Source organism: Caldivirga sp. (assembly GCF_023256255.1).
In the GTDB taxonomy this organism is placed as follows: Archaea; Thermoproteota; Thermoprotei; order Thermoproteales; family Thermocladiaceae; genus Caldivirga.
Genome location: NZ_JAGDXD010000043.1, coordinates 45,115 through 67,098 on the forward strand (window position 1 = coordinate 45,115; position 21,984 = coordinate 67,098).

Annotated in this window: 23 protein-coding genes; 8 read left to right on the forward strand and 15 right to left on the reverse strand. The window is 42.7% G+C overall.

The genetic code is table 11. The annotated features are described in order from the left end of the window. Positions 1-15 precede the first annotated feature (15 nt). Entirely contained in the window at positions 16-1,029 is a 1,014-nt protein-coding gene (locus Q0C29_RS06805) for a diphthamide synthesis protein (RefSeq protein WP_291999905.1), read from the reverse strand. A gap of 54 nt (positions 1,030-1,083) precedes the next feature. Between Q0C29_RS06805 and Q0C29_RS06810 the strand changes: the two genes are divergently transcribed. Beyond that, the gene (locus Q0C29_RS06810) at positions 1,084-2,670 is read left to right on the forward strand and encodes a serine/threonine-protein kinase (RefSeq protein WP_291999906.1); all 1,587 of its coding nucleotides are present in this window, start codon (positions 1,084-1,086) and stop codon (positions 2,668-2,670) included. A gap of 109 nt (positions 2,671-2,779) precedes the next feature. Here Q0C29_RS06810 and Q0C29_RS06815 read toward each other — a convergent pair whose 3' ends face one another. From Q0C29_RS06815 to Q0C29_RS06835, 5 genes are all read right to left on the reverse strand, one after another. Further along, positions 2,780-3,196: an FHA domain-containing protein gene (locus tag Q0C29_RS06815; RefSeq protein ID WP_291999907.1), complete on the reverse strand. Its 417-nt coding sequence runs from the start codon at positions 3,194-3,196 to the stop codon at positions 2,780-2,782. Positions 3,197-3,262: 66 nt separating this feature from the next. After that, entirely contained in the window at positions 3,263-3,964 is a 702-nt protein-coding gene (locus Q0C29_RS06820) for a hypothetical protein (RefSeq protein WP_291999908.1), read from the reverse strand. Next, positions 3,957-5,171, reverse strand: a complete 1,215-nt coding sequence (locus tag Q0C29_RS06825; RefSeq protein WP_291999909.1) for a hypothetical protein — start codon at positions 5,169-5,171, stop codon at positions 3,957-3,959. The genes Q0C29_RS06820 and Q0C29_RS06825 overlap by 8 nt, the downstream gene beginning before the upstream one ends. A 40-nt stretch (positions 5,172-5,211) precedes the next feature. After that, entirely contained in the window at positions 5,212-6,018 is an 807-nt protein-coding gene (locus Q0C29_RS06830; RefSeq protein WP_367173646.1) for an aldose 1-epimerase, read from the reverse strand. Positions 6,019-6,106: 88 nt separating this feature from the next. Then, complete coding sequence (locus Q0C29_RS06835; protein ID WP_291999911.1) at positions 6,107-6,337, reverse strand: sulfurtransferase TusA family protein; 231 nt, start codon at positions 6,335-6,337, stop codon at positions 6,107-6,109. A gap of 100 nt (positions 6,338-6,437) precedes the next feature. Between Q0C29_RS06835 and Q0C29_RS06840 the strand changes: the two genes are divergently transcribed. Then, positions 6,438-8,177: a SelD-related putative sulfur metabolism protein gene (locus tag Q0C29_RS06840; protein WP_291999912.1), complete on the forward strand. Its 1,740-nt coding sequence runs from the start codon at positions 6,438-6,440 to the stop codon at positions 8,175-8,177. 100 nt (positions 8,178-8,277) lie between these two features. After that, the gene (locus Q0C29_RS06845) at positions 8,278-10,077 is read left to right on the forward strand and encodes an ATP-dependent DNA ligase (protein WP_291999990.1); all 1,800 of its coding nucleotides are present in this window, start codon (positions 8,278-8,280) and stop codon (positions 10,075-10,077) included. 113 nt (positions 10,078-10,190) lie between these two features. Here the strand turns inward: Q0C29_RS06845 and Q0C29_RS06850 are convergent, their stop codons facing one another. Beyond that, entirely contained in the window at positions 10,191-11,540 is a 1,350-nt protein-coding gene (locus tag Q0C29_RS06850) for an FAD-dependent oxidoreductase (protein WP_291999913.1), read from the reverse strand. A 123-nt stretch (positions 11,541-11,663) separates the two neighbouring features. Between Q0C29_RS06850 and Q0C29_RS06855 the strand changes: the two genes are divergently transcribed. Continuing rightward, positions 11,664-12,905: a glycosyltransferase gene (locus tag Q0C29_RS06855; RefSeq protein WP_291999914.1), complete on the forward strand. Its 1,242-nt coding sequence runs from the start codon at positions 11,664-11,666 to the stop codon at positions 12,903-12,905. A 46-nt stretch (positions 12,906-12,951) separates the two neighbouring features. Next, positions 12,952-13,869: a hydroxymethylbilane synthase gene (gene hemC, locus Q0C29_RS06860; RefSeq protein WP_291999915.1), complete on the forward strand. Its 918-nt coding sequence runs from the start codon at positions 12,952-12,954 to the stop codon at positions 13,867-13,869. Here hemC and Q0C29_RS06865 read toward each other — a convergent pair. From Q0C29_RS06865 to Q0C29_RS06885, 5 genes are all read right to left on the reverse strand, one after another. Then, positions 13,840-14,112 (reverse strand): hypothetical protein, encoded by a 273-nt coding sequence (locus Q0C29_RS06865; RefSeq protein WP_291999916.1) that lies wholly within the window; start codon positions 14,110-14,112, stop codon positions 13,840-13,842. The genes hemC and Q0C29_RS06865 overlap by 30 nt on opposite strands. Further along, a complete protein-coding gene (locus Q0C29_RS06870) occupies positions 14,112-14,999 on the reverse strand; it encodes a CBS domain-containing protein (protein WP_291999917.1) in 888 nt (295 codons plus the stop codon). The genes Q0C29_RS06865 and Q0C29_RS06870 overlap by 1 nt, the downstream gene beginning before the upstream one ends. A gap of 125 nt (positions 15,000-15,124) precedes the next feature. Then, positions 15,125-16,189, reverse strand: a complete 1,065-nt coding sequence (gene radA / locus Q0C29_RS06875) for a DNA repair and recombination protein RadA (RefSeq protein ID WP_291999918.1) — start codon at positions 16,187-16,189, stop codon at positions 15,125-15,127. A gap of 67 nt (positions 16,190-16,256) precedes the next feature. Continuing rightward, entirely contained in the window at positions 16,257-16,802 is a 546-nt protein-coding gene (thpR, locus tag Q0C29_RS06880) for an RNA 2',3'-cyclic phosphodiesterase (protein WP_291999919.1), read from the reverse strand. A gap of 179 nt (positions 16,803-16,981) precedes the next feature. Then, positions 16,982-17,863: a hypothetical protein gene (locus Q0C29_RS06885; RefSeq protein WP_291999920.1), complete on the reverse strand. Its 882-nt coding sequence runs from the start codon at positions 17,861-17,863 to the stop codon at positions 16,982-16,984. Between the two features lie 76 nt (positions 17,864-17,939). Here Q0C29_RS06885 and Q0C29_RS06890 point away from each other — a divergent pair, with 76 nt between their 5' ends. Both Q0C29_RS06890 and Q0C29_RS06895 read left to right on the forward strand, forming a co-directional pair. After that, complete coding sequence (locus Q0C29_RS06890) at positions 17,940-18,743, forward strand: hypothetical protein (protein WP_291999921.1); 804 nt, start codon at positions 17,940-17,942, stop codon at positions 18,741-18,743. Between the two features lie 74 nt (positions 18,744-18,817). Then, entirely contained in the window at positions 18,818-20,059 is a 1,242-nt protein-coding gene (locus Q0C29_RS06895; protein WP_291999922.1) for an MFS transporter, read from the forward strand. A gap of 42 nt (positions 20,060-20,101) precedes the next feature. Here the strand turns inward: Q0C29_RS06895 and Q0C29_RS06900 are convergent, their stop codons facing one another. Both Q0C29_RS06900 and Q0C29_RS06905 read right to left on the reverse strand, forming a co-directional pair. Then, complete coding sequence (locus Q0C29_RS06900) at positions 20,102-20,746, reverse strand: HAD family phosphatase (protein WP_291999923.1); 645 nt, start codon at positions 20,744-20,746, stop codon at positions 20,102-20,104. Continuing rightward, positions 20,724-21,155 carry a hypothetical protein gene (locus tag Q0C29_RS06905; protein ID WP_291999924.1) on the reverse strand — a complete coding sequence of 144 codons (432 nt, stop codon included), beginning with the start codon at positions 21,153-21,155 and terminating at the stop codon, positions 20,724-20,726. The genes Q0C29_RS06900 and Q0C29_RS06905 overlap by 23 nt, the downstream gene beginning before the upstream one ends. An 82-nt stretch (positions 21,156-21,237) precedes the next feature. Here Q0C29_RS06905 and Q0C29_RS06910 point away from each other — a divergent pair, with 82 nt between their 5' ends. After that, positions 21,238-21,777: a metallophosphoesterase family protein gene (locus Q0C29_RS06910; RefSeq protein WP_291999925.1), complete on the forward strand. Its 540-nt coding sequence runs from the start codon at positions 21,238-21,240 to the stop codon at positions 21,775-21,777. Positions 21,778-21,788: 11 nt separating this feature from the next. Here Q0C29_RS06910 and Q0C29_RS06915 read toward each other — a convergent pair whose 3' ends face one another. Further along, positions 21,789-21,977, reverse strand: a complete 189-nt coding sequence (locus tag Q0C29_RS06915) for a DUF1922 domain-containing protein (RefSeq protein ID WP_291999926.1) — start codon at positions 21,975-21,977, stop codon at positions 21,789-21,791. Positions 21,978-21,984 lie beyond the last annotated feature (7 nt).

Sequence of the window (21,984 nt, forward strand, 5' to 3'; positions counted from 1 at the left end):
GCGGAGGACTTTAAACTATTGCCCATCATTAAGTGGTATTAGGGTTACTGCCGCCGCCTTATATTCACTTATCTTACCGTTAATAATGTACCTTACCTCAAGTGGTGCTATAAGTGGTTTATTAACCCTATCCAAGTCATCTAATGATATCCTAGGGCAAGCCTCAATAACAATTGCGTCAGCATCAATATTGTTTATAGTTTCGGATGAAACCTCGTCAACGTAAAGTATGAAGGCGTCTTTTCCATTCTGCCGCAGCCTGCGTTTAACACTTAATGCGTGGTTAATGTTACCTTGACCTGGCTTACTAGTTAATACTATGGCTATCCTCCTCGCCTCCATGGCCTTAAGCAGGGAATTAACCTTCAAACTAATGTACTTCCTGTAAACAGGTTCAATATCCTCCACAATAACTCTATGTGGATCAGCCACCATTACTCTTGAACTTGGGTTAATTAACTTAGCAGTCAATGCGTAGAAGTAACCACCTGAAACAACCACAACCTTATCAGCCTTAACGGGCATGAAGCATCCGGTGAATGGCCCCAATGCGGTACCATGTATCCTCTTAGCCAGAGATTCCGCGTAAAGCTTGTAAAGAATTGGGTAAAGGACGAATGAACCCTCATACTTTCCTAGGTTCCTAGCCAATGCCTCAACAACATCATCATCAGGTACATAGTAGGCTGGTAAAATATATGCTTTAAACCCCTTACCAGTAATCACTGTCTTCACACCATTCTTCTCGGCAACGTAACCATTCATCCTCATTAATGAAGCAATATTTGGGGGTAATGCGTGGCCAATGTGTATAAGATCAAAACCAGGTGGGGGAGCAATTATGTCGCATGCCCCCCAAGCATTCCTACCACTTACAATAACCTCCTTAACACCATACTTCTCAGTGATTATTCTCGATAATGCCACAGCAACCTTATTAAGGCCTATTGGAGCTTCAATCATGACTTTATCCTTAATTAATCCCATCACCTCATCAATACCCTCCACTAAAACACCCTCAATCATCATTACTTTTTCATTAGGCTCTAGGTTAATAAACCCTACATGGGGTGCTTAGCTGAAATGCGCAGTGAATTAAGGTATAGTTACTATGATTTAATTGAGAGGATTGCGGAGACTTCAGCCTTAGCAGTATTAACGACGGCCATTGGGATAACCTTTAATGAAGGTATGGTTATGATAATAGTAACCACGTTAACAATGCTCCCTGTGCTTCTATTTCCCTTCGCTAAGAATTACGCAACAATAAGTGCACTATACTTGGCCTTAGCCTTAATAACCTATAGCAACATTAATTCACTAGGGTTCGTAAATGAGTTAATAGTCATGGTAGGCGTTTCAATGGCTGTTTTACTAACAATCATTCAACTACCAGTATGGTTACGTTACCTTCTACTTGGTGCTTATTATGTGCTCGTGGTCACTTCAACAGCTAACACGTACTCCTTAATATACATTATATTCAGTTTCCTACTATTAATGTATATGGCAGTGAGGGCATCCAGTGGTCCCCTTCAATCAACCTACAAGTACCCACCTTGGGTGATGTATGTTCTCTCAATATCCCCCCTAGTGCTAATTCTCCTTAGCCAAAGATTAAATGCCAACGTATCTCAAGCTGCACCAAGCATACTGGCTAGCTTTGTATTAACAATACCGCTGATTAAGTCAAGTAGGCTTAAGCGGGCTTTAGCTGTTGCATTATCATCGATTCCACTCGTCTTCATACCGCAAGCATCTTTTCTCCTAATCCCAGCATTAGCAACGTTCAGGAGGGTGAGGTTCCATAAGGGTGTGCCACCGCCTGAAACATGGGTTGATGCATGGATTGGTGGTCGCTACTACATTGAGAAGGTTATTGATATTGGAGGCTTCAGTTACGTATTACTGGGTCGTTACGGTAATGAGAAGTACGCTATTAAGGTTCTTAGGTACACTAGTCCTAGTAATACTCCATTGGCCAGTGACTTAAAGGTTGTTCAATCGTTTAAGAGGGAGATGACTAGCTACCTACTGGTTAACAGTGATAGGGTGGTTAAGGTATATGAAATACACATAAATGAGGATAAACTACCCTACAGGAACCTTGAGTCCTACCTGGAGGATCCACCTTACATAGTCATGGATTACATGGAGTATGGTTCATTAAGACGTTACCTTAGGGAGAAAGGTAAGTTAGATGTAGCTGAGGCCGTTAGGATAACTTACGAGATAGCTGTTGCCTTAAAGGAACTACATAGCATGGGTATGCTTCACCTTGATCTTAAGCCGGAGAACGTTTTATTTAAGGATAAGAATAGGAGAGTTGTTAAGCTTGGTGACTTGGGGGCTTCAAGAGTTTATGCAGGGCAGAGGGTTGAAATATCCCAATTCTCACTGGCGTATTCAGCCCCCGAGGTTCTTATGAATAAGGCAGCCACAGATAAGGCTGACGTATACTCCCTGGGTTTAATAATGTACGAGATGCTCATGGGCTTCAACCCGCAGCAGTATACCCTAAGGGGCATTACGCCACCCATGGATCCACGTATACCTCCACCGATTGCCAGTATCATACTAAGAAGCCTAAGTGTGGATCCTCAAATGCGTCCAAGCATTGATGAGATTATTGCGGTGCTCAGCGTTTTCACGGCCCCTCCATCACCTTAACCAGTGGATTAGCTTAATCAAGGGTCTTAATGATTAATGAAGCTGCGGTTAGATGCAGTGTGGGTTCAAACTAATGAGGATACGTAACTAATGCTTGACCATAGTTAAATTAGCCTTGAATTAGATTTATCTTTAATATAGTGTATATTCCTAACCTTACCACTATCCCATCCCTTAATTCAACTTTATTAACGCGTTCGAAAACACCATTATTGTACACGTATGTGCCGTTCTTACTGTTTAAGTCAACTAGTACTATTGAGCCGCTGGGATCCTTGGATATCATTGCGTGCTTCCTTGAGACTGTTATATCCGGTACAACCACTATGTTGTCTGGTGCCCTCCCTATAGTTATTGAATCGAAGTAAACCACGTCAAGGTCTACTGCAGTGTTCTTAAGTGAGTCAACCGTTGATTCTATGAAAGTTATCCTAATTCTCTTAACAGGCTTTTGCTCCACATGCCTAGTGGTTTCTGTCCCCAGGTCCTTAACATTAAGTGTTGTATTACCCTTATTATTCTGCATTGCGGCATTCAATCTAATAGGTGTTTATATGCTTTTATACGCATCCCTACGCATATTGACGGAGGCTTAACTTAAGCGAGTTATCCTAACTCTAATGTTGTTAATCCAAATTACGTAAGATTCACTTGGTTCCACCACTATAGAGTCAACGCCTTTAAGCTTACCCTTATCCTCAATCATTAACCCCTTACCCGTAACAGTAACCTTACCCTTATCGTTAGTTATTATGATGGATAGGTCCGTTACCTTAACTGGCAGAATAATATCACTGCCTTTACCGCTCCCCACTGTAACTCTATTCCTCACTAGGATTATCTTATTGAACTCGAGTTGCGGATCAATTAAACTAATCCTAATGCTTGGTATCCTTTGGCATATTGATACATCAACTAGGATTGTCATATACATTCCGAAGCCTAACGCAATACCCATTAGTATGGATGTAGCCATGGCGTAGAATGATTGATAGGTTAATGCTGAGTATATTGAAATATACAATAGTGCAGTGATACCGCCCACTAATCCATTAGCGCTTTTACAAGTTATGATCCTTTCCCTGACGTACACCCTAGTGAGTAGAACCATTGCTGATGAAACCAGTAGAAGGAATAGTAGTATTGATAATGAGGTACCCACACCTATCGGCATCTTGAACATGTACCTAACTAGGATATCGTAAAGCATAACTAAAAGTATTAGAAGTGCTATGGCTGGTGCATTACGAAGTATCAATGTTTCCACTTCAGACGTTAGCTTTATCTTAACCATAATTAACACCCATGTAATCAGTAATGCGGCTATGCCTACTAGGCATAAGTTTAATGACATCCTTACTTTTAAGTAATTCAACTAGGGCCGCGTAAACTTCATTACCTCTCCTAATTGGTCCATTTTCAAGCGCCCTCTTAACAGTCTCCCTTATATGCCAATTACCTACAGTTACGAAGTATTCAGGTAAAACCTCCCTAAATATGATCACTTCGGCTGATCTACCAATACTATTAAGGTACTCTAAGGCAGATAACCTAGCAGCGTAAAAGCCCCCATCCATATCGCTGACTTTTCCCCTGTGATTCTCGTCAACAACATGCACCGCAGTTTCATTACTTAAGACTAAGGCTGAGGATGGGTACCACACTTCAATCCACCTAGCCCTATATGCACCAGGCCTAAGCACTATCATGAATCTGTTACCAAGGTACTCACCGTAGAAGAGTAAGTCCTCACTTAACTCAGGCATTAAAGTAACCCTGCTCCTTAACTTGTCACCTATTATTGAGTCCACTGCGGTAATAGCCCACCTAGTGGGCACTAGTTTCCTACTTCTTCTCCTACCCAACATGCCTACTGATAATGCCCTTACCAGTGGGTAAACCCCTATACCCGCTCTATAGGCTTCCCAAACTGCATCACCGGCCTCAACATCATCGTTAATTAACATCTCAATAGGCTTAGGTACCCTGGGGTTATTGTTAATCCTTATCCTTAAAGCCCTCGCGGAGGGAGGCGTGGGTGCCAGTAATTCATTAATGCTGAATCCAGTTAACTTACCCTTGAGTAGAGCCTCCATATCCACTGGTTTCTCTGAAACTGACGCCAATGATAATTCATTATCATAAAGCTTACTGACTTCATTAACCTTAACGGTGGTTGAGGCCGCAACCATAGATGACCTAAGCCTAATAATGTCAAATAGGCTTAATTTACCCCACCATTCACTTGGATTATCGTAACTAGAGGCTGCATCACCATGCACACCAGGCGGTATACTAACCATAACTCTCACTGATGGGTACCCATGCTCACCGATTATTACTGATGGTGGTGAGGAGCCATCGACATTGCCGTTAATATACCTTTCAATTCGACTTAGCGTAATCTTTCTCTCCAACAGTGGGCACTTGGGTAATCCACATAGGTTCCTGTATCCCTTACACGCTAAGCATAGCTCTGGCCTTATCCTAATTCCGGTCACTGCGACCTAAGCTATAGTAGTTAAGGGTATTTAAAACGTTTCAAGTAGGAATCCTAGTTACCTTTATTGTGAATGAGAATTCCCTAGTCTCATTGGGCTTAATGGTTATGAGACCCATTCCATTATGATATGCGTCAGGTGCTCCGCTCATGGGTTCAACAGCTACTGCATTAGGAATACCAGTGTAGACTTGGAGGTACTTCATGTTAACTCTAGTTATGGTTATTCCTGAGTATGATGAGGTTAATTCAATTGGGTCATCAACAATGAAGCAGTCATCCCACTCACCCTTACTTAATTCACGCCTTATTAACCTACCTGTAGGTATCTTATCCACTGCCTCACATTGATATGATTCCCCACCAGTCCTTATGTTCCAGTCACTGGAAACTAGGAAGTAAGGGTGAGCCCCAACTGTGAGTGGCGCATCTGAGGATCCGATGTTCCTTATTGTGAAACTCACCTTTAATGAATCACCACCGAGTTCATACTTGACCAGGATATCTAGTATTGATGGGTATCCACTATGCCTAAGCACGTAGTTAAGTAAGGCGGAGTTAACGGTTGATTCCTTCACTATGAAATCCTTATCAAGGACCAGACCATGGATTGCATGGTCCTCCCTAGGTGGCCACCACTTAACAGGCAACGTATACTTAACTCCATTAAACACGTATTCAGCTCCTTTAACCCTATTGGCGTACGGTATTAATATAGCCATACCTCCCCTAGTTGGTGCATCAAGATTACCCTTTAGGATCACATCCCTTCCCCCAATACTCCATGAATATAGGTAAGCCCCCTTCTCATAAATAATAGCCTCAGAGCTACCTTCCCTAAGCCTAATCATATCCTCCAGATCAAGCTGCGTAGTTAAAAGTATACCGTCATTAAATTAATGATATTAATCACGGCATTTCCACCGAGTCTCTACACTAAGAGTTCCTAATTGCTACGATTATGTAAGCGTTATCATGCTCAACATTACTTTCAATGGACTCACCCAGTATTTTCAAGAATCTTAGAAGCATCATGTAGCACACGTAGTCATCAGTCTTTATTACGAACCTTGATCCAATAGGCACTTTAACTAATTCTCTTGCTACTATATTCAATGGCGTGGGGCAACTCATACCACTAACGTTTATCTCATACTGCGTATTCATAGTAGGGGTTTAAGTTGATTTCTTTTTAGATGTGAAATAATTAGGCATAAAATGCAGCATAATCATTACTTTAAATTCAATTCAAGTAGTGGTGATGCTAATGAAAGTAAGCAAGGAGGAGAGGATTAGCAGGTTCCTGAACCACGTTGGCAAATATGCCTCAATAGGGGTTAACTTAGCGTCACTTGCATTAGGGTGTTCTGTTAAGGTTGACCTTTATAATGTACTGTATCCAGCGTTATCTATTGTTAAAAGGGAATTAGGTGAATTAAACATTAAGATAGCCCCACGTGAGGATGTGGCCGTTCTCAAGGGAAGTGAACTGGAGGTAATGAGAATTATAACTAGTGTTGATTCACCGAAGTTACCAATCAATAGCATTAATGATTTTAACCCAGATTCATTAATACTGCTTGTTGAGGCGTTTCAAGGCAATGCCAGTGACCCAGACTCATTCGCCAACGTTATGATAAAGTTGTTCAGGGAGTTAGCTAAGATAAATAGAGAAATAGTGATAGGTAAGGGACACAGCATAGTGAGTACGCAACCTAATGCAAGCGTTCATGTACTGGACTTCATTAAGACGAAGATTAAGGATGATGCATATACATTAGTTAATAATGATACAATACAAGTCATAGACCCTATGGATGAAATAGCATCCCGTAGGCAAGTCTCAGTGGCGTTAAATAACGCCCTTAATGACTTATTCTCTAAGGGTGCGTTTAAAGACCTTGAGTTTTACCCAATCTATGATGCACCAGGTGAGTATAATCATAAGTTATTTAATGAGGTGAAGACTTATGTTAATGAGTTAGGTGGGAAACTGCATGAAGTTGAGCAGCCTAATTTAGGCTACTTATTGATAGGCTCCACAGTGGCCAGTAGGCTTGATAGGGAACCACCCATGTTTTACAGTGAGGTTAAGGAGGGGTTTAAGATTGTTGTGACAAGGCCATTCGGTGAATTAAGCATTATAGGGACTTACGTTGCCCTTCACGTTGACGAAGAGTTATATGATAAGTTTGAGAAGGAGATTATGAGTGTTGATGAGCTTGAGGAGATTAAGGAATACGCGCTAAGCCAAATGGCTAAGCCGAATATTGATGTTGCCAAGGTAATATACGGGCACTTACCTGAAATTGGGCGGAAATTCAACAGTGATGCACACATAGCGGCAACAATAGACATCAGTGGACCAGGGATATTTGTGTTTAAGGAGCTTGCGGAAACCGCCAATGTGAAAATTAGGCTAAGTAACATACCGTTAATAAGCCCTGAGGTGGCTGAGTTTGCGGCATCGAACTACGTTATTGCAGACGCTACGGCAGGCACTAATGGAGCAGTTGCCCTAGTGGTCTCCAGTGAGCTAGTTGATGATGTGCTTACTGAACTAGGAAGAATACCGGGTTTAAAACCCATGGTCATAGGCGAAGTTATTGGAAGAGGTGAGGGTGCTTTAATTGTCCCAGACTATGTGTCTAAGTACATTAAGGATAAGGCAATGCTTGCTAAGCTCACCATGGCGTCCAACATTCTTCAGGGTGTTGCTAGGCGGCATCCCGCATTAAGGCTTGCAAGGGCTGAAATAGTGGTTATGGGGAAAGTTCAGGGTGTTGGCTTTAGGCCATTGGTTAGGAGGAATGCGAAATCCCTTGGATTAACTGGTATTGCTAAGAATAATGAGGATGGTTCAGTCTCCATAATTGCGGAGGGTGAGGAGGGTAATATTAGGGCTTTCGTAGAGTCATTGAGGAACATTAATGTTGTGGAGATTAAGGAATTAAACATTAAGTGGAGTAACTATAAGGGTGAGTTCACGGACTTCACAATAGAATAATACTTAATATCACATTAAGGGGCTCCATGCGGTTGTGAATTCAGTAACCTAACGTAAGGTTAATTAATATCTATTACTTAGAGAAAACGTGGAGTCGGACCTGGAGTTTTCCAACATTGTATCAGTACTTAAGCTAGTGGAGGCTACAACGCAAAGGACCGTTATGGCTAAGGCTCTTTCAAGCCTACTTACTAAGACTCCCCCGCAAGTAATTGATAAGGTCATATACTTCCTATTAGGTAGCCTTAGACCTGATTGGGAAGGCGTGGAGCTAGGGTTAGCCGAGAGGCTTACGCTTAAGGCAATATCAATGGCCACAGGCTTACCAATGAGGCAGGTTGAGGAATTATACAAGAAGCTTGGTGACGCTGGTGAGGTGGCTAAGAGGGCTATTGAAATTAAGAAGAGTAAGGGTGTTGGTGGAACAATATTCGACTTCATTGGTACTGGCGTTAGGAAAACATTAACGATTAGTAAGGTTTACGACACCCTAATGGCCATAGCTAAGGCATCTGGGGAGGGTGCACAGGATACTAAGGTTAAGTTACTATCAAGTCTACTAACTGACGCTGAACCAGATGAGGCTAAGTACATTACTAGGTTCGTGATAGGGAGACTGAGGTTAGGGGTAGCTGACATGACAATCCTAGACGCCTTATCAGACGCCTTCGATGTGAATAGGGATTTACTGGAGAAGGCTTATCACGTTTACCCGGATCTCGGTAAGATAGCCAAGACCCTGGCTGAGGGGGGTGAGGATGCTGTTAAGGCAATTAGGGTTACACCAGGTGTACCAATACAACCAATGCTGGCTGAGAGGCTGAGTAGCCCTAAGGAGATTTTGAACAAGTTGGGTGGGGTTGCGATGTGTGAATTTAAGTATGATGGGGAAAGGATGCAGATACATAAGCTTAAGGATGGTACAGTTAAGATATTCAGTAGGAGGATGGAGGACATAACGAACCAATACCCTGATGTAGCTGAATACGCCCGTGAGGCGATTAACGCAGAGGAATTCATAGTTGAGGGTGAAGGCGTCGCTGTTGATCCATACACTGGTGAGTTTAAGCCATTTCAAGAGTTAATGCATAGGAAGAGGAAGCACAATATTAAGGAGGCTATTGAGGAGTATCCCATTAACCTATACTTATTTGACGTAATGTACGTTAATGGACAGGACTTAACAGACCTACCCTTACCAGATAGGAAGAAAGTGCTGTTCTCAATAATTAAGCCTCATGATCACGTATACCACGCTGAGTGGATAATAACTGATGACGCTGACTTACTTGAGAAATTCTTCCTTGACGCAATATCATCAGGCTGTGAGGGCGTTATGTGTAAGTCAATTAAAATAGGCTCAGTCTACGAGATGGGGGCTAGGGGTTGGTTATGGATTAAGTATAAGAGGGATTATAAGAGTGAACTATCAGACACAATGGACCTAGTTGTAGTTGGCGCATTCTGGGGACGTGGCAAGAGGGCTGGAGCCTACGGTGCACTCCTCCTAGCTGCATACGACCCTGACTCAGACCAATTCTACACGGTCTGTAAGGTTGGAAGCGGCTTCACCGACGAGGATCTTAAGAAGCTACCGCAGATGCTTGAGCCATATAAAATACCCCATAGGCACCCCAGGGTTGTGTCTAAGATGGAACCCGACGTGTGGTTTACACCAGGTCTAGTGCTAGAGATAACCGGCGCCGAGATAACAATGTCCCCTCTCCACACCTGCTGCTCAACAATGCTTAAGGGTGATGTTGGGTTAGCGATAAGGTTCCCAAGGTTCACTGGTAGGTATAGGACTGATAAGAGACCTGAGGACGCAACCACTGTTAAGGAGATATTTGAAATGTATGGAAGCCAGAAGAAGGTAAAGGTAACTGACCAAACACCCTGATTCGAGTTAGTTATTAAAACCCGCTTTACCGCATTTAAAGTGGGGCGTATGAGGGTGGGTCACTTAGGCGGCTACCCACCTGACACCCCCTTAGCCGTAACTCCTCCACATTTCTAGTACTTCCCCCTTGAAAGAACCCTGGCAGCAACTATTAATCCATGCCACACTGGCGCAGTTGGTGGTGAGTATGATAGGTCTGCGAAGAAGAAGTCATCGACAGTAGCCCCCTTGCCTATTAAGGCTGCTGCCGCGTCAATGTAGCCGGCAACAAGCCTATCCGTACCAATTACCTGAGCTCCAATAACTCTACCAGAATCCTCATCTGCAGTAAGCCTTATCGTAGCACTGCCCCCCTCTGGATAATAGTGGGCAGTTGTCTTAACCTTAACAGTCGCTGAATAGGGCTTAAACCCCCACTCCCTCGCCTGTCTCTCGGTTAAGCCGGTTCTGGCAACGTAAAGGTTGAACACCTTAGTTATTGCTGTTCCAAGCACTCCAGGAAACTTAAGGAACCTACCCTTAACCGCATTGGCACCTGCCACTTGCCCCATTTTATTGGCTGGAGGTGCGAGGGCAACATACATTCTCCTCCCGTTTATCATACTCCACGTTTCAGCCACATCACCCGCAGCGTAAATGCCTGGAACACTGGTCTCCATGTACTCATTAACGTAGACTGCCTTAGTTTCACCAAGCTTAACACCAGCCTTTAGGGCTAAGTCCACGTCAGGCTTAACCCCAACACCCATGAATACTTTATCAACCTCATACTCACCCTTTTCCGTTAAGATACCTTTAACCTCATCATCCCCCTTAAAGCCCACTACCCTTTCACCAAGGTGTAGTTCAACACCATTCCTAGTTAACTCCTCGTGTATTATCTTAGCCATATCCTCATCGAATGTTGTCGGTAATACGTGAGGCATCATTTCAAACAGCATCACCCTCTTACCCAAAGCCCTTAAAGCCTCAGCTAACTCAAGGCCTATGTAACCACCCCCAACCACAGCCACCTTACCAGCCCTCAGAGCCTCCTCCCTAAGCCTAGGCGCCTCATGGGGGAGTCTTAGGGTTAAAATACCCTTTAGGTCACTTCCCTCAATTGGGGGTATTATTGGCTTAGCCCCAGTGGCTATTATTAATGCGTCCCACTCATACTTAACCACATCATTACCCTCCCTAGTAAGCACTAAGTGCCTCGTTGAGTCAATGTCAATAGCCTCAGCATTAACCCTAACGTTAATCCTCCTCTCCCTAGCAAACTCCTCTGGACTATATATGGCTAATTCACCCGCATCCTTAACAACACCACCTATGTAGTATGGTATTCCACAGGGTGCATGGCTAATTAACGGTCCCTTTTCAATGAGAGTCACCTCAGCCTCAGGGTCAAGCCTCCTAGCCCTAGCCGCCGCTGATGCACCTGCAGCCCCAGCCCCTATTACAACTACTTTCCTAGCCATGGGGGTTAGGTTCCTTTACCTATATATGCATTATTCACCTGGGAAGCAGTGCACGTGAGTTAACTTTAAGTTGACGCGTGTTCACGGAAATATTAATAAAATAGGCCCGCAATGGTTCATGAGATGCAGGTAGCGTTATTCACAATATTATCCTCACTAACTGGGGGGCATGTGAGGATACTGGAAGCGTCCTCCAGGTACCCTAGGAGACCTACTTTCCTAATACCTAAGAATTACTACGTTAAGCTCCTTAACATGCTTGATGTTTACTTTGAGGGTAGGTTCAGGGACTTCGTAATCAATAATACCGTGGAGTTACCACCCATGGAGATAACCCACTTCTACGCTTACCCAAAGTACATTTATGATGCTGTAAGTAACATTAAGAGGGATTTACAGTACTTTGACTTATTCTATGTTCCACACGAGCATGTGGGCATGATGATGCTGCTTAAGAGCATTGGCATTAAGTGGACTGCCCTACTACAGTTAACCCCAGTAATTGGGGCTATTGACATTGATTTACCAATGAACCCAATAAGGTTAATGTCTCTGAACCTGAGGCTAAACGGCATGGGTTACATTGGGGATAAGTTATTCGAATACCTAATAGCTAAGGCAGTGTTATCTGGGGAGACTGTGCTTTCAGTATCTAAGTCAATACCCTATGAAATGAAGCTAATGGGTTTAAGCGCCAAGGTTAAGGTACTTGATCCAGGTGTGGGTATTGATGAGTCATGTTGGAGGTGCGGTGATAAGGACATTGACCTAGTGTTCTTCGGTAGGTTAAAGCGGGAGAAGGGTGTTTTTGACTTTATTAGAGTCCTAAACATTATGCATAGGAGGATGGGGCTTAAGCCTAAGGCAGTGATAATGGGTGCTGCTGATGATGATACACCAAGGGTAGTTAAGGCAAGGTTAAGGAAACTGGGGTTAAGTGAATTCACTGAAGTTAGGGTTAACTTAACGAGACGGGAACTGTTGAGTTACTTAGCTAGGGCAAGGGTATTCATATATCCGACTAGGTTAGATTCAATAGGCTTAGTTATTATTGAGGCTTTAGCCCATGGTGTGCCGGTGATTACTTATGACATACCTGCAATTAGGTTTAACTACAGGACTAGGGCAGTATTAAGGGTACCATTTAGGGATATTAACTCCATGGCTCTTGTTGCAGCTAAGTTACTTAACGATGAGGAGTATAGGGAGCAGTTAGCTAATGATGGCTTAATGTTCATTAGGAGATTCGACTGGACTAACGTTGCCCTTAATGAGTGGGAGATGCTGGGTAGAATAGCGTATGAGGAGGCTGAGGAGACTAGCGTTAAGGCACCTAAGGTAACTAACGCAATCCGTGTCATTTAGGTTTATGGGGCAAAGGTTTATCAGTAAGCCATGAGCAACGTTACTGATGATTATTAGGATTGCCACAAGGGGTTCAGCATTATCCATTAAGCAAGCTAGAATAGTGATGGATCGAATACTTGAGTTTAATAAGGATGTTGAGTTTAAGCTCATTATAGTTAAGACTACTGGTGATGTTAATTTAAGTAAGCCGCTTTACGAAATTGGGGTTAAGGGGATCTTCGAGAGGGAGGTTAACCATGCGGTTCTCAGGGGGGAGGCTGACGTGGCTGTACATAGCTTAAAGGACATGCCGGCGCAGATAAGTAATGATCTAGTGCTTGCGATGACGCCTCCAAGGGATGATCCAAGGGATGCCTTAGTATCCCTCAGGCAGTATAACGTGGATACGTTGCCCTCTAACTCCACAGTAGGTACATCAAGTCTCAGGAGGAGGGGATTCTTACTTTCACTGAGGCGCGACATCAACGTGAAGCCAATTAGGGGTAACGTTGATACAAGGATTAGGAAGCTTAAGGATAATGAATACGATGCATTAATTATGGCTATTGCAGGTCTGGAGAGGCTTAGCATTAGTGTTAATGTGAGTGAAATAAGCCCTGAGTTAATGCCACCAGCCCCTGGGCAAGGTATAATCGGTGTTGTTGCTAGAAGGGACAGGGAGGATTTAATTAAAGTGCTGAGACGCAGTAATGATGAGGAAACCTTCAAGGAAGCTGCAGCTGAGCGCGCCTTTCTAAGTAGAATAGGGGCAGGCTGCCACGTACCTTTAGGGGGTTTAGCGTTACTTGATGGCGAGCGCATTAACTTCACTTATGGGATAGTGGATCCTGATGGCTTTGAGAAGTTCATTAACTCAATTAGACTTAATGCGGTAGACCCGGAGGAGGCTGGTAAATTAGCTGCTGAGGATTTACTTAGGAATGCACGTGGATTAGTGACTAGGTTGCTTAAGCATACCTAGTTCCTTAGCGCAATTTAAGCAATACCTAACTAACCCAACCCTAATACTATGTACCCTACAGATTGGTTTACCACACCTTGCGCATAAGGATACGGCAAGCCTCTCACCACATATGTAGCATAGTGTACTACTGCATATTGAGCAAACACCCTTATCTTCATCGTAATCATCAAGGCAAACATGCCTACCGCATATCCTGCAGACCCTTGACGCCTCATTGATTAGGCATATTTCACATTTCATTAACTTAAGGGTGCTAAGTACCTTAATATGTCTGTCCTAGTCACTATGCCCACGGGCTTCTGCTCCTGATTAATCACTATTAATCTACCAATGTTGTAACTCATCATTAACCTCATGGCATCGTAAATATCTCTGTCCCAACTTATTATGGGAACTTCATGCCTCATGTAATCCTTGACTAATGCCGTGAAGGCTCCATCACTAAAGGCCTTAGCAATATCTGAGCTTGTTATTAAACCCATTAATTCACCATTATTGTTCACAACGGGTAATGCCCTAATCTTCCTATCTGCTATTACCTTAGCAACGCTTGTCAAGGGTTCATCATGCTTAACAACGGCTAATTCCTTCGTCATAACGTCAAGCACCTTAATCTTCGGTATTGCGAGAAGTTTCTTAATCACTATTACTAATTCCTTAGATAATGGATTATCCTCCAATACAATACCCTCGACGATTATCCTAGCATTTATAGTTGGCCCAATCCTAACATTATCACCTGGGTGAATCGTCTTAACGTTTCCAAGGATCTTTATTATAGCCTTACTCATGTATGGATTAAATACGTTAACTAACTCAATGCCTGTGGCGTAGACGTTAAGTGGCTTGCCATTAACGTATATTTGAGCAATATCATTAACTGGGTTAATCACCATTGGTGATTTAACGAATTCAACCGCCTTCTGTGATGGTATGAATCCACCATATGGCCCCGTCTTACTGTCCACAAGGTTCATTGCCTTTAAGGCAACCATAATGTTCCTTATAGTACCCTCATTCATCCCTAACCTATCTGCAATCTCCTTACTTTTTATCGGCCTTTTATGCATGTTATATAGTTCCAGCAGCGTCTCCACTACCCTCATGTATGTTGGTGGGAAGCTCATTCATAACAATAGTCAATAACTGGTTTATAAAATTATCTGACTATTAACATAACAGTAGAATCCACTGCCTAAACTGTTTACTACAATTAACGAATTAATAATGCTACGGATGCAACGCTAATTCGCTACTGTTGTTCACCATCAATAAGCCCTTCCTCGGTTATTTTGAATGTTGCCTCACTTTCAGGGTGCATTGGTGAATCAAGAATCCTGGCTACCCTAATGTTCTCCTTACCCTTCCTAAGCCAAATCCTGTACGTGGCTCCATGAGCTATAACATTGCCTCCAGCTGGCTTCAATGGATTCCCAAAGAACATGTCGGGCTGTGCTATTACTTGGTTAGTGACTACCACTGCAACATTGTATATGTCGGCTAATTTAAGTAATTGAGCAATATGGTGGTTAAGCTTCTGCTGCCTCTCAGCAAGGTTCTCCCTACCTGGGTACTCTGACCTAAAGTGTGCAACTAATGAGTCAACTATTATTAACCTAATGTTCTCCTTGGAAATTATCTTCTTAGCCTCATCAACTATAAGCATTTGGTGATCACTATTGTATGCCCTCGCGTAGAAAATGTTCTTTAAGGCTTCCTTAGGATCAAGTCCCCTGTATTTGGCTATTTGAACAATGCGTTCAGGCCTAAACGTATTCTCAGTGTCAATAAATAGAGCCCTACCATTTAAACCACCCTTATCCTCAGGGAGCTGAACCATTACTGATAACTGATGGCAGAAGTTAGTCTTACCTGACCCGAATTCACCCGCAAGCTCAGTTATAGCCCTAGTCTCAATCCCTCCACCAAGTAATTCATCAAGAGCCTTAACACCAGTTGAAATGTATTGAACATTCCTCTTCCGCTCATATACCTCAAGGGCAGTCACGAAGTTGTTTAAGCCAACAAGCCTCTGGGCAGCAGCTATGATTTGCCTAGCCCTATCCTCACTACCAAGAACATCTGCAAGCTCCTTAACCCCAGCGTAGGCTACGTCTAGGGCTGTATTGTAGCCTGACTCCCTAAGCTTCTGGGCTGTAACCCTACCTACACCCTCAATTTCCTCAACATCGTATGATTGCGATTGAGACTGAGGTACAGTAACCACTGGTGGTTTAGCAACCACCTCAGTATCCTCCTCATTATCAATAGGCTCCTCCACCTCATCAGCCTTCTCCCTCCTTCTTACCTGCGGCATACTACTCAAACTAGAGATGATGGTAATGCTTAAAAACCTAACTCTAATGATTACCTCCCCTTAATCCTCACTTAAGCCTAATGGTTAACAGATCCTCGTATATAGGCCCCCTTGGGGTTAAGGTACTCTTCTTAAGCGTAACTGAATCCACAGTCTGCCATCCAAAGTCGAAGTCCCTCCATTGGTTAATCAACTTACCTAACACACTAGCCCTACCTCTAACCCTAGCCACAGTTATGTGGGGCGTGAATTCCCTCTCATCACTAACCCCATACTTACCCACTAATTCCTCAACAGCATCATGAAGAGCCCTAAGCTGATCCTCACCTTCCTCAACACCAACCCAAATAACCCTTGGAGATGATATTGAAGGGAAGGCCCCAGTACCCTTCACATGCATTCTGAAGCTGTTGAAGCTTAAGTTACTTAAGTTATGTTTAAGTTCAGTAAGCAAATCATCCCTAACTTCACCTAGGAAGCGTAAAGTTATGTGAAGATTCTCATCCTCAACAGGCTTAACGTCAGCACCACTATTGGATACTGCATCCCTAAATGCAATTACCTTACTCCTCACCTCACTTGATAAGTCTACGGCTATGAATAACCTAACCATAGTTAATTTATCACCACAGGGAGTGATTAAAAGCATTACATCATTTTGTCTAAAGCCGTTTCACAACGTGCACTATGCTTCTTATTAAATTTTAGAGAATTAAGATTCCCCCAAAGGATTCAATGACTTAATACTCCAGTGAAGGATTAACACCTAATAGTGAATGGTTCTGGAAATTGTTAAACTAGGTCACTTATCTTCGCGTCTGAAACAGGGAACTTAATGTTCTTCCTTCTATTAACAATACCTGGATTAGCTAATTCCAGGAAGCCTAATCTTTCGAGGACTTTAAGTGCCCTCTGAACTAGATCAGGATTAATGCCTCTTGCAGTATCCTCAATTAGCCTAATTAACCCAACGCTCCAGTACCTGTTTAAGTACTGTCCAATTGATGAAACTAACCTAGTGGCTTCTTCAACACTTATCTTTAGTTCCGACGCAACTAACTGAGATAATTGTGATAGGGTTAATTGAGATGGATCAATAGTCTCATTACCAGTACTTTGGGCTTGCTCCTGAATCATAGGCTGATTAACAGCAACATTAGTAGGCGTGGTTTGTTCAAGCTGCTTAACGGATGCAGACTCGCCTTGCTTCTCCTGACCCTCAACAGTTGCTTCAGCGCCCTGGGTCTGTTCATTAATAGGTTCCTTAGTCTCATTGATTGCTGCTTGCCTTAACTCCTGCCCTCTTTCAGCGGCTTCCTCATTATTTAGAATATCCAGGAGGGTCTTCTGTCCCCTAATGCGTTTACGTTGGCTAACCTTAACATTCTCCTTCCTTCTAGACTTATCCTGCAGAATAATCTCACTGGGTAACTTAAGGTTAAGCACCTTACCCAGTAGCTCTACGTTACTATTAATCAAGGGTTCAGGAGGACCTAGTACTAAGTCCTTTTGTCTTTCCTGAATAAGCTTACTTAAGGATAAGTAAAGGGTGAGTAAACCTACATTGTTCTCTAGGGCCCACTGCCTTAATTCACTTAACTTAACTGCACGCTTCCTCTGAATGTATGCTAGTATTGTTCTTTTAACGTTATCTAGGTCCTCCATTTCTAACACTTCTGTTGACTGTAATGTACTTAATAAAACTTACTTAAACGGTAATTGTTTAAAGTTAGCTCAAGCCCAGTTATGTGTGGCTGAGGATTTAGCTAGCTTAGTGTCAACGCCTAGGAGGATTTCACTGCTTGCCTTACTTGAGGATGGGCCTAAGAGTGTTCAGGAGATTACTAGGCTTGTTCCCCACATGCCATTATCTATAATAGTTTATGATCTTGAGCAGATGAGGGCTAGGGGTATTGTTGTTAAGAGGAATGGAAAGTACTTCATAACGGATAAGGGTTCTGAATTACTTAGGAATATTCCAAGTGAGTTTAATGACATGCTGCGTGGCTTATCAACATTCTATAAGATGCTTAACGTAATCTCCCTGAGATCAGCCTGGGTTTACCTATACTACATTAACCCATTAATACTACTAGCAATATCAACACCACTGGTTCTACTAGGTGTATTAATGTCATGGATTGCTAACGTTAAGTTAGTTCTCCTATTTCCTTACGCTGGCTCAGCATTACCATGGTATGTTAGTGTAATTTCCTTAGCAATATACATAATGGTGGATTACATTGTTTCATATAGGTTAAAACCCATGATTACCCACCTTAGGGAATTAGCCAACGTAATGGTTTCCCTAGTCCCAATATCAGTGTCAGTAAGCCTAATGAGTCTACTCTACTACTTCACTACCCATGTAACGGAGCAGGTCCTAGTACCATTCTACATTATAAGTTATTTAGCGCCAATAATGTCATTAACCATACTAGCCACATTAACGGCACTAGATACTGGCGTTCCATTCGAGCACACTGCTATAACATACTTAGCAATATTATACATACCCTCAAGTATAGTGTACCTAACTGTAGCCAGCCTATAGTGACCATAGCTTGATCAATGCCTTATACTTACTGAGTAAGTTTTTTAAAGTATTCGGGACGCCCGAATAAATTCATGAGCACTAGTAGATCAATAAGTAGAGGTGGTACAATACTTGGCTTAACTGCGTTAGGTCACTTTATAAACGATGGAAACATGTGGCTAATACCAGGTATAGTACTCCCGATACTTAGTGAAATGGGTATTAACTACGCGATAATAGGTCTACTAGCCTCACTTTACGCCCTTGTCTCCGCCTTAGCTAGCCCACTAGTTCCCTTAACAATTAAGTGGAGTGGGGGACATATGAGGGCTATGTCAATTGGTATGGTACTATGGGGATTAGCGATAGGCATAGTGGCATTGGGGTTCCTAACTCATACACTATACTTAACTTACACCGGCATTATATTATCTGGCGTAGCTGCAGCTTACTACCACCCAGTGGGTAGTGCAGTGTTGTCGCATGAGTATGGTGGTAACGCTGGACTAGCATTAGGGATTAACGGTGCGTTCGGTAGCCTAGGTAGATCATTGTACCCACTATTAGCGTCAATAGCAGTCTTCAGTGTTGGAGCCATAGTAGGCTTTAACCTATGGATATTCTCACTAGTAGCAATTCTACTTGGTGTAGCAGTTCTCTTATATAGTGTCAATTACTTCGATGTTGACCCACCCACCAGGGATAGGGGATCCATGGCCTATGCAAGGAGTCTTGGAGTTTCAATAGGCCTCATAGTACTCTTAACCGTAATCACAATGCTTAGGAACATGGTTGGGCAAGGGGTTCAGACATTCATAGGTATTTACCTTAATAAGAACCTTCACATAAGTCTAGGCGTTAATTATGGGGTAACCCTTGCAATAGTGTTGTCATCGGCGATAATTGGTCAACCACTCCTAGGTTGGTTAAGCGATAGGATTGGTAGGAGATTAATGGCTTCACTGTCAACATTCGCCTTCGCAATCTTCTTTATACTATTCATATACACAGGTAACCTAATAATGGCGTTCTTCTCATTCATGTTCCTCCTAAGCAACTTTCCACTAATAATGGCAGTTGTAGGTGACTTATTCCCAAGAGAACTAGTTGGCTGGGCAACAAGCATAGTCTGGAATGTAGCGGTGACGGGAGGAAACGTGGCTGGTTCATTACTAACTGGGCTCCTTGCCCAATACTACTCCGCAACATATGGTCAATCCCTCGGCCTTGAACATGCTATGCTAGTTGTGTCGGCATTAGCCTTCGTATCAGGCGTATTATGGGTCTTTATACCAAGACCACCTAAAAGAAGTAAGATACCCCTCTTCTCCTAAACCCATAATGATAGGATGCTTCATAAGGGCTGAAAGGTGTTTTTAACTCCAAATTACCTTAAGCGCATTAAGTAGTACACATAGGTTATCTATAATTATAGCTTTCTCAAACTGAGTTAAGTGCCTAATCATTAGCGGATTCAATATTATCACAATGATCCTTAAGCCAGCCTTTAAATAAGCCTCGTAATCGTGTATAGTATCCCCTACCCCCATGGTGCTCTCTGGCTCACTATTCATTAGGCTAAGCGCCTTATTAATGGGTTCCGGGTCCGGCTTACCCTTACTAACATCGTCACCAGTTATGATGTAGTCAAGTAGATTAATCATGTTTACCGTTTCAAGAACTGTGTATGCGGAAACTCTATTTGATGAAGTTACGACACTCAGTTTAACTCCAATCCCTCTTAGAGTCTTCAATAATTCAATAGCGCAGGGCTTGGGTTTTGCAAGACCTACGAGTCTCTTGAAGTAGCTATTCTTCCTCTCCAAGAGTCTCTGCGCAAGCTCTAAATTACCTCCAGCTAGTTCTAAGGCTATTTCAGGGGCTCTCTTACCCAGTAGTTGATTAATATTAATACTAGCCACTACACCTAGGTCCCTTAATGCCATTTTCCACGCTTCACCGTGTATTATAGCTGTATCCGCAAGTGTACCATCTAAGTCAAGTACTACTCCCTTCAGCATGAGTACCTCCTTCAATGCATTTAGCTGTGTTCTTAAGCATTATTAGCATAATGCCTAGTGCCCTACTGTATTCAGGTTTAGATAATTCTTTAACTAAGTCATCAATGGTTACTTCAGGTGGATTAAGTAAATCAGCGTTATTCATGCTTGCGTTGAGGCAATTTAGCGAGTATGTTAACGTTATGAGTAGTGATGGGTTTATTAGGCTCAGCATGTTGAGTATCTTGGTTAACTTGTCTATTAAATCAATTACCTTAGGCTCGGTTAGCAGCTTCATTAGTGATGATAATGTTGACGATAAGTCAACATCAGCCAACACTGATAAACCAGCCCTATCCAGTTTATCCTCAATTCTCCTCATAGTTTCCAGTAGCTCCTTCAATTCCTCACATTGGCAATTACTACCCATACTTAATATTCGGTGGCTTTAAATATAAAGATTCCTAAAACAGTGGAGGTAGTTTTTAATACGTCTAGGGGACTATTAAACCATGATTAAGCTTATTGTAATTGGTGACACGCACGTAGTCAATGGTTCATTACCTGAGAATTGCCTAGTGAGGTTGATTAAGAGTGAACGCTTCGATTTCATAATTCACGTGGGTGATTTATCTAATGAACAGGTTTTAAGCGATTTAAAGAAGCTAGGCAATTTAATTGCAGTTGCTGGTGAAACTGACACTGTATTATTACCTGATAAGGAATTACTTGACCTTGAGGGTTTAAGGGTCCTCATTATTCATGGGCATCAGAAGGAGGCTAGGATGCATTTGAGGAGGATTGCCCATTACTTTAACGCTAGATTAGTGTTAACTGGGCACACTCACAAGCCTAGCATTCAGGATTTAGGTGAATCAATAGTGGTTAATCCGGGTTCACTCATGGGTTCTAATGGTGAGGACGGAACCATGGCCATTATTAATTTAGATTCAGGCATAATAAGGGTGAGGGTTCAGGGATGCGGATGGTTTAATGATTATGAGTACGGTAGGTTAATAACGAGGGCTGATGAATTCACTAGCCTTGGTTAATCCAAGTAATACTAATGATACTGGGTCAGTATCCTTCTTATGAGTTCACTGGCCTCTCTACCATTCCTAGCCTTAGCAATTATGGTGCCTTCACTTATCCTAAACCTACTGCCACAGTAGGGACACATGTGGCTTACTGAACCAAGTCTCACTGCTGAAGGCATACTGCACTTAGGGCACCTGACCACCAGGTACTCCATAATGTTG

Coding starts and splice junctions, on each gene's coding strand:
- Q0C29_RS06805 (WP_291999905.1), bottom strand. CDS start 1,029: ATGATGATTGAGGGTGTTTTAGTGGAGGGTATTGATGAGGTGATGGGA.
- Q0C29_RS06810 (WP_291999906.1), top strand. CDS start 1,084: ATGCGCAGTGAATTAAGGTATAGTTACTATGATTTAATTGAGAGGATT.
- Q0C29_RS06815 (WP_291999907.1), bottom strand. CDS start 3,196: ATGCAGAATAATAAGGGTAATACAACACTTAATGTTAAGGACCTGGGG.
- Q0C29_RS06820 (WP_291999908.1), bottom strand. CDS start 3,964: ATGGTTAAGATAAAGCTAACGTCTGAAGTGGAAACATTGATACTTCGT.
- Q0C29_RS06835 (WP_291999911.1), bottom strand. CDS start 6,337: ATGAATACGCAGTATGAGATAAACGTTAGTGGTATGAGTTGCCCCACG.
- Q0C29_RS06840 (WP_291999912.1), top strand. CDS start 6,438: ATGAAAGTAAGCAAGGAGGAGAGGATTAGCAGGTTCCTGAACCACGTT.
- Q0C29_RS06850 (WP_291999913.1), bottom strand. CDS start 11,540: ATGGCTAGGAAAGTAGTTGTAATAGGGGCTGGGGCTGCAGGTGCATCA.
- Q0C29_RS06855 (WP_291999914.1), top strand. CDS start 11,664: ATGCAGGTAGCGTTATTCACAATATTATCCTCACTAACTGGGGGGCAT.
- hemC (WP_291999915.1), top strand. CDS start 12,952: ATGATTATTAGGATTGCCACAAGGGGTTCAGCATTATCCATTAAGCAA.
- Q0C29_RS06865 (WP_291999916.1), bottom strand. CDS start 14,112: ATGAAATGTGAAATATGCCTAATCAATGAGGCGTCAAGGGTCTGCAGG.
- Q0C29_RS06870 (WP_291999917.1), bottom strand. CDS start 14,999: ATGAGCTTCCCACCAACATACATGAGGGTAGTGGAGACGCTGCTGGAA.
- radA (WP_291999918.1), bottom strand. CDS start 16,189: ATGCCGCAGGTAAGAAGGAGGGAGAAGGCTGATGAGGTGGAGGAGCCT.
- thpR (WP_291999919.1), bottom strand. CDS start 16,802: ATGGTTAGGTTATTCATAGCCGTAGACTTATCAAGTGAGGTGAGGAGT.
- Q0C29_RS06895 (WP_291999922.1), top strand. CDS start 18,818: ATGAGCACTAGTAGATCAATAAGTAGAGGTGGTACAATACTTGGCTTA.
- Q0C29_RS06900 (WP_291999923.1), bottom strand. CDS start 20,746: ATGCTGAAGGGAGTAGTACTTGACTTAGATGGTACACTTGCGGATACA.
- Q0C29_RS06905 (WP_291999924.1), bottom strand. CDS start 21,155: ATGGGTAGTAATTGCCAATGTGAGGAATTGAAGGAGCTACTGGAAACT.
- Q0C29_RS06910 (WP_291999925.1), top strand. CDS start 21,238: ATGATTAAGCTTATTGTAATTGGTGACACGCACGTAGTCAATGGTTCA.
- Q0C29_RS06915 (WP_291999926.1), bottom strand. CDS start 21,977: ATGGAGTACCTGGTGGTCAGGTGCCCTAAGTGCAGTATGCCTTCAGCA.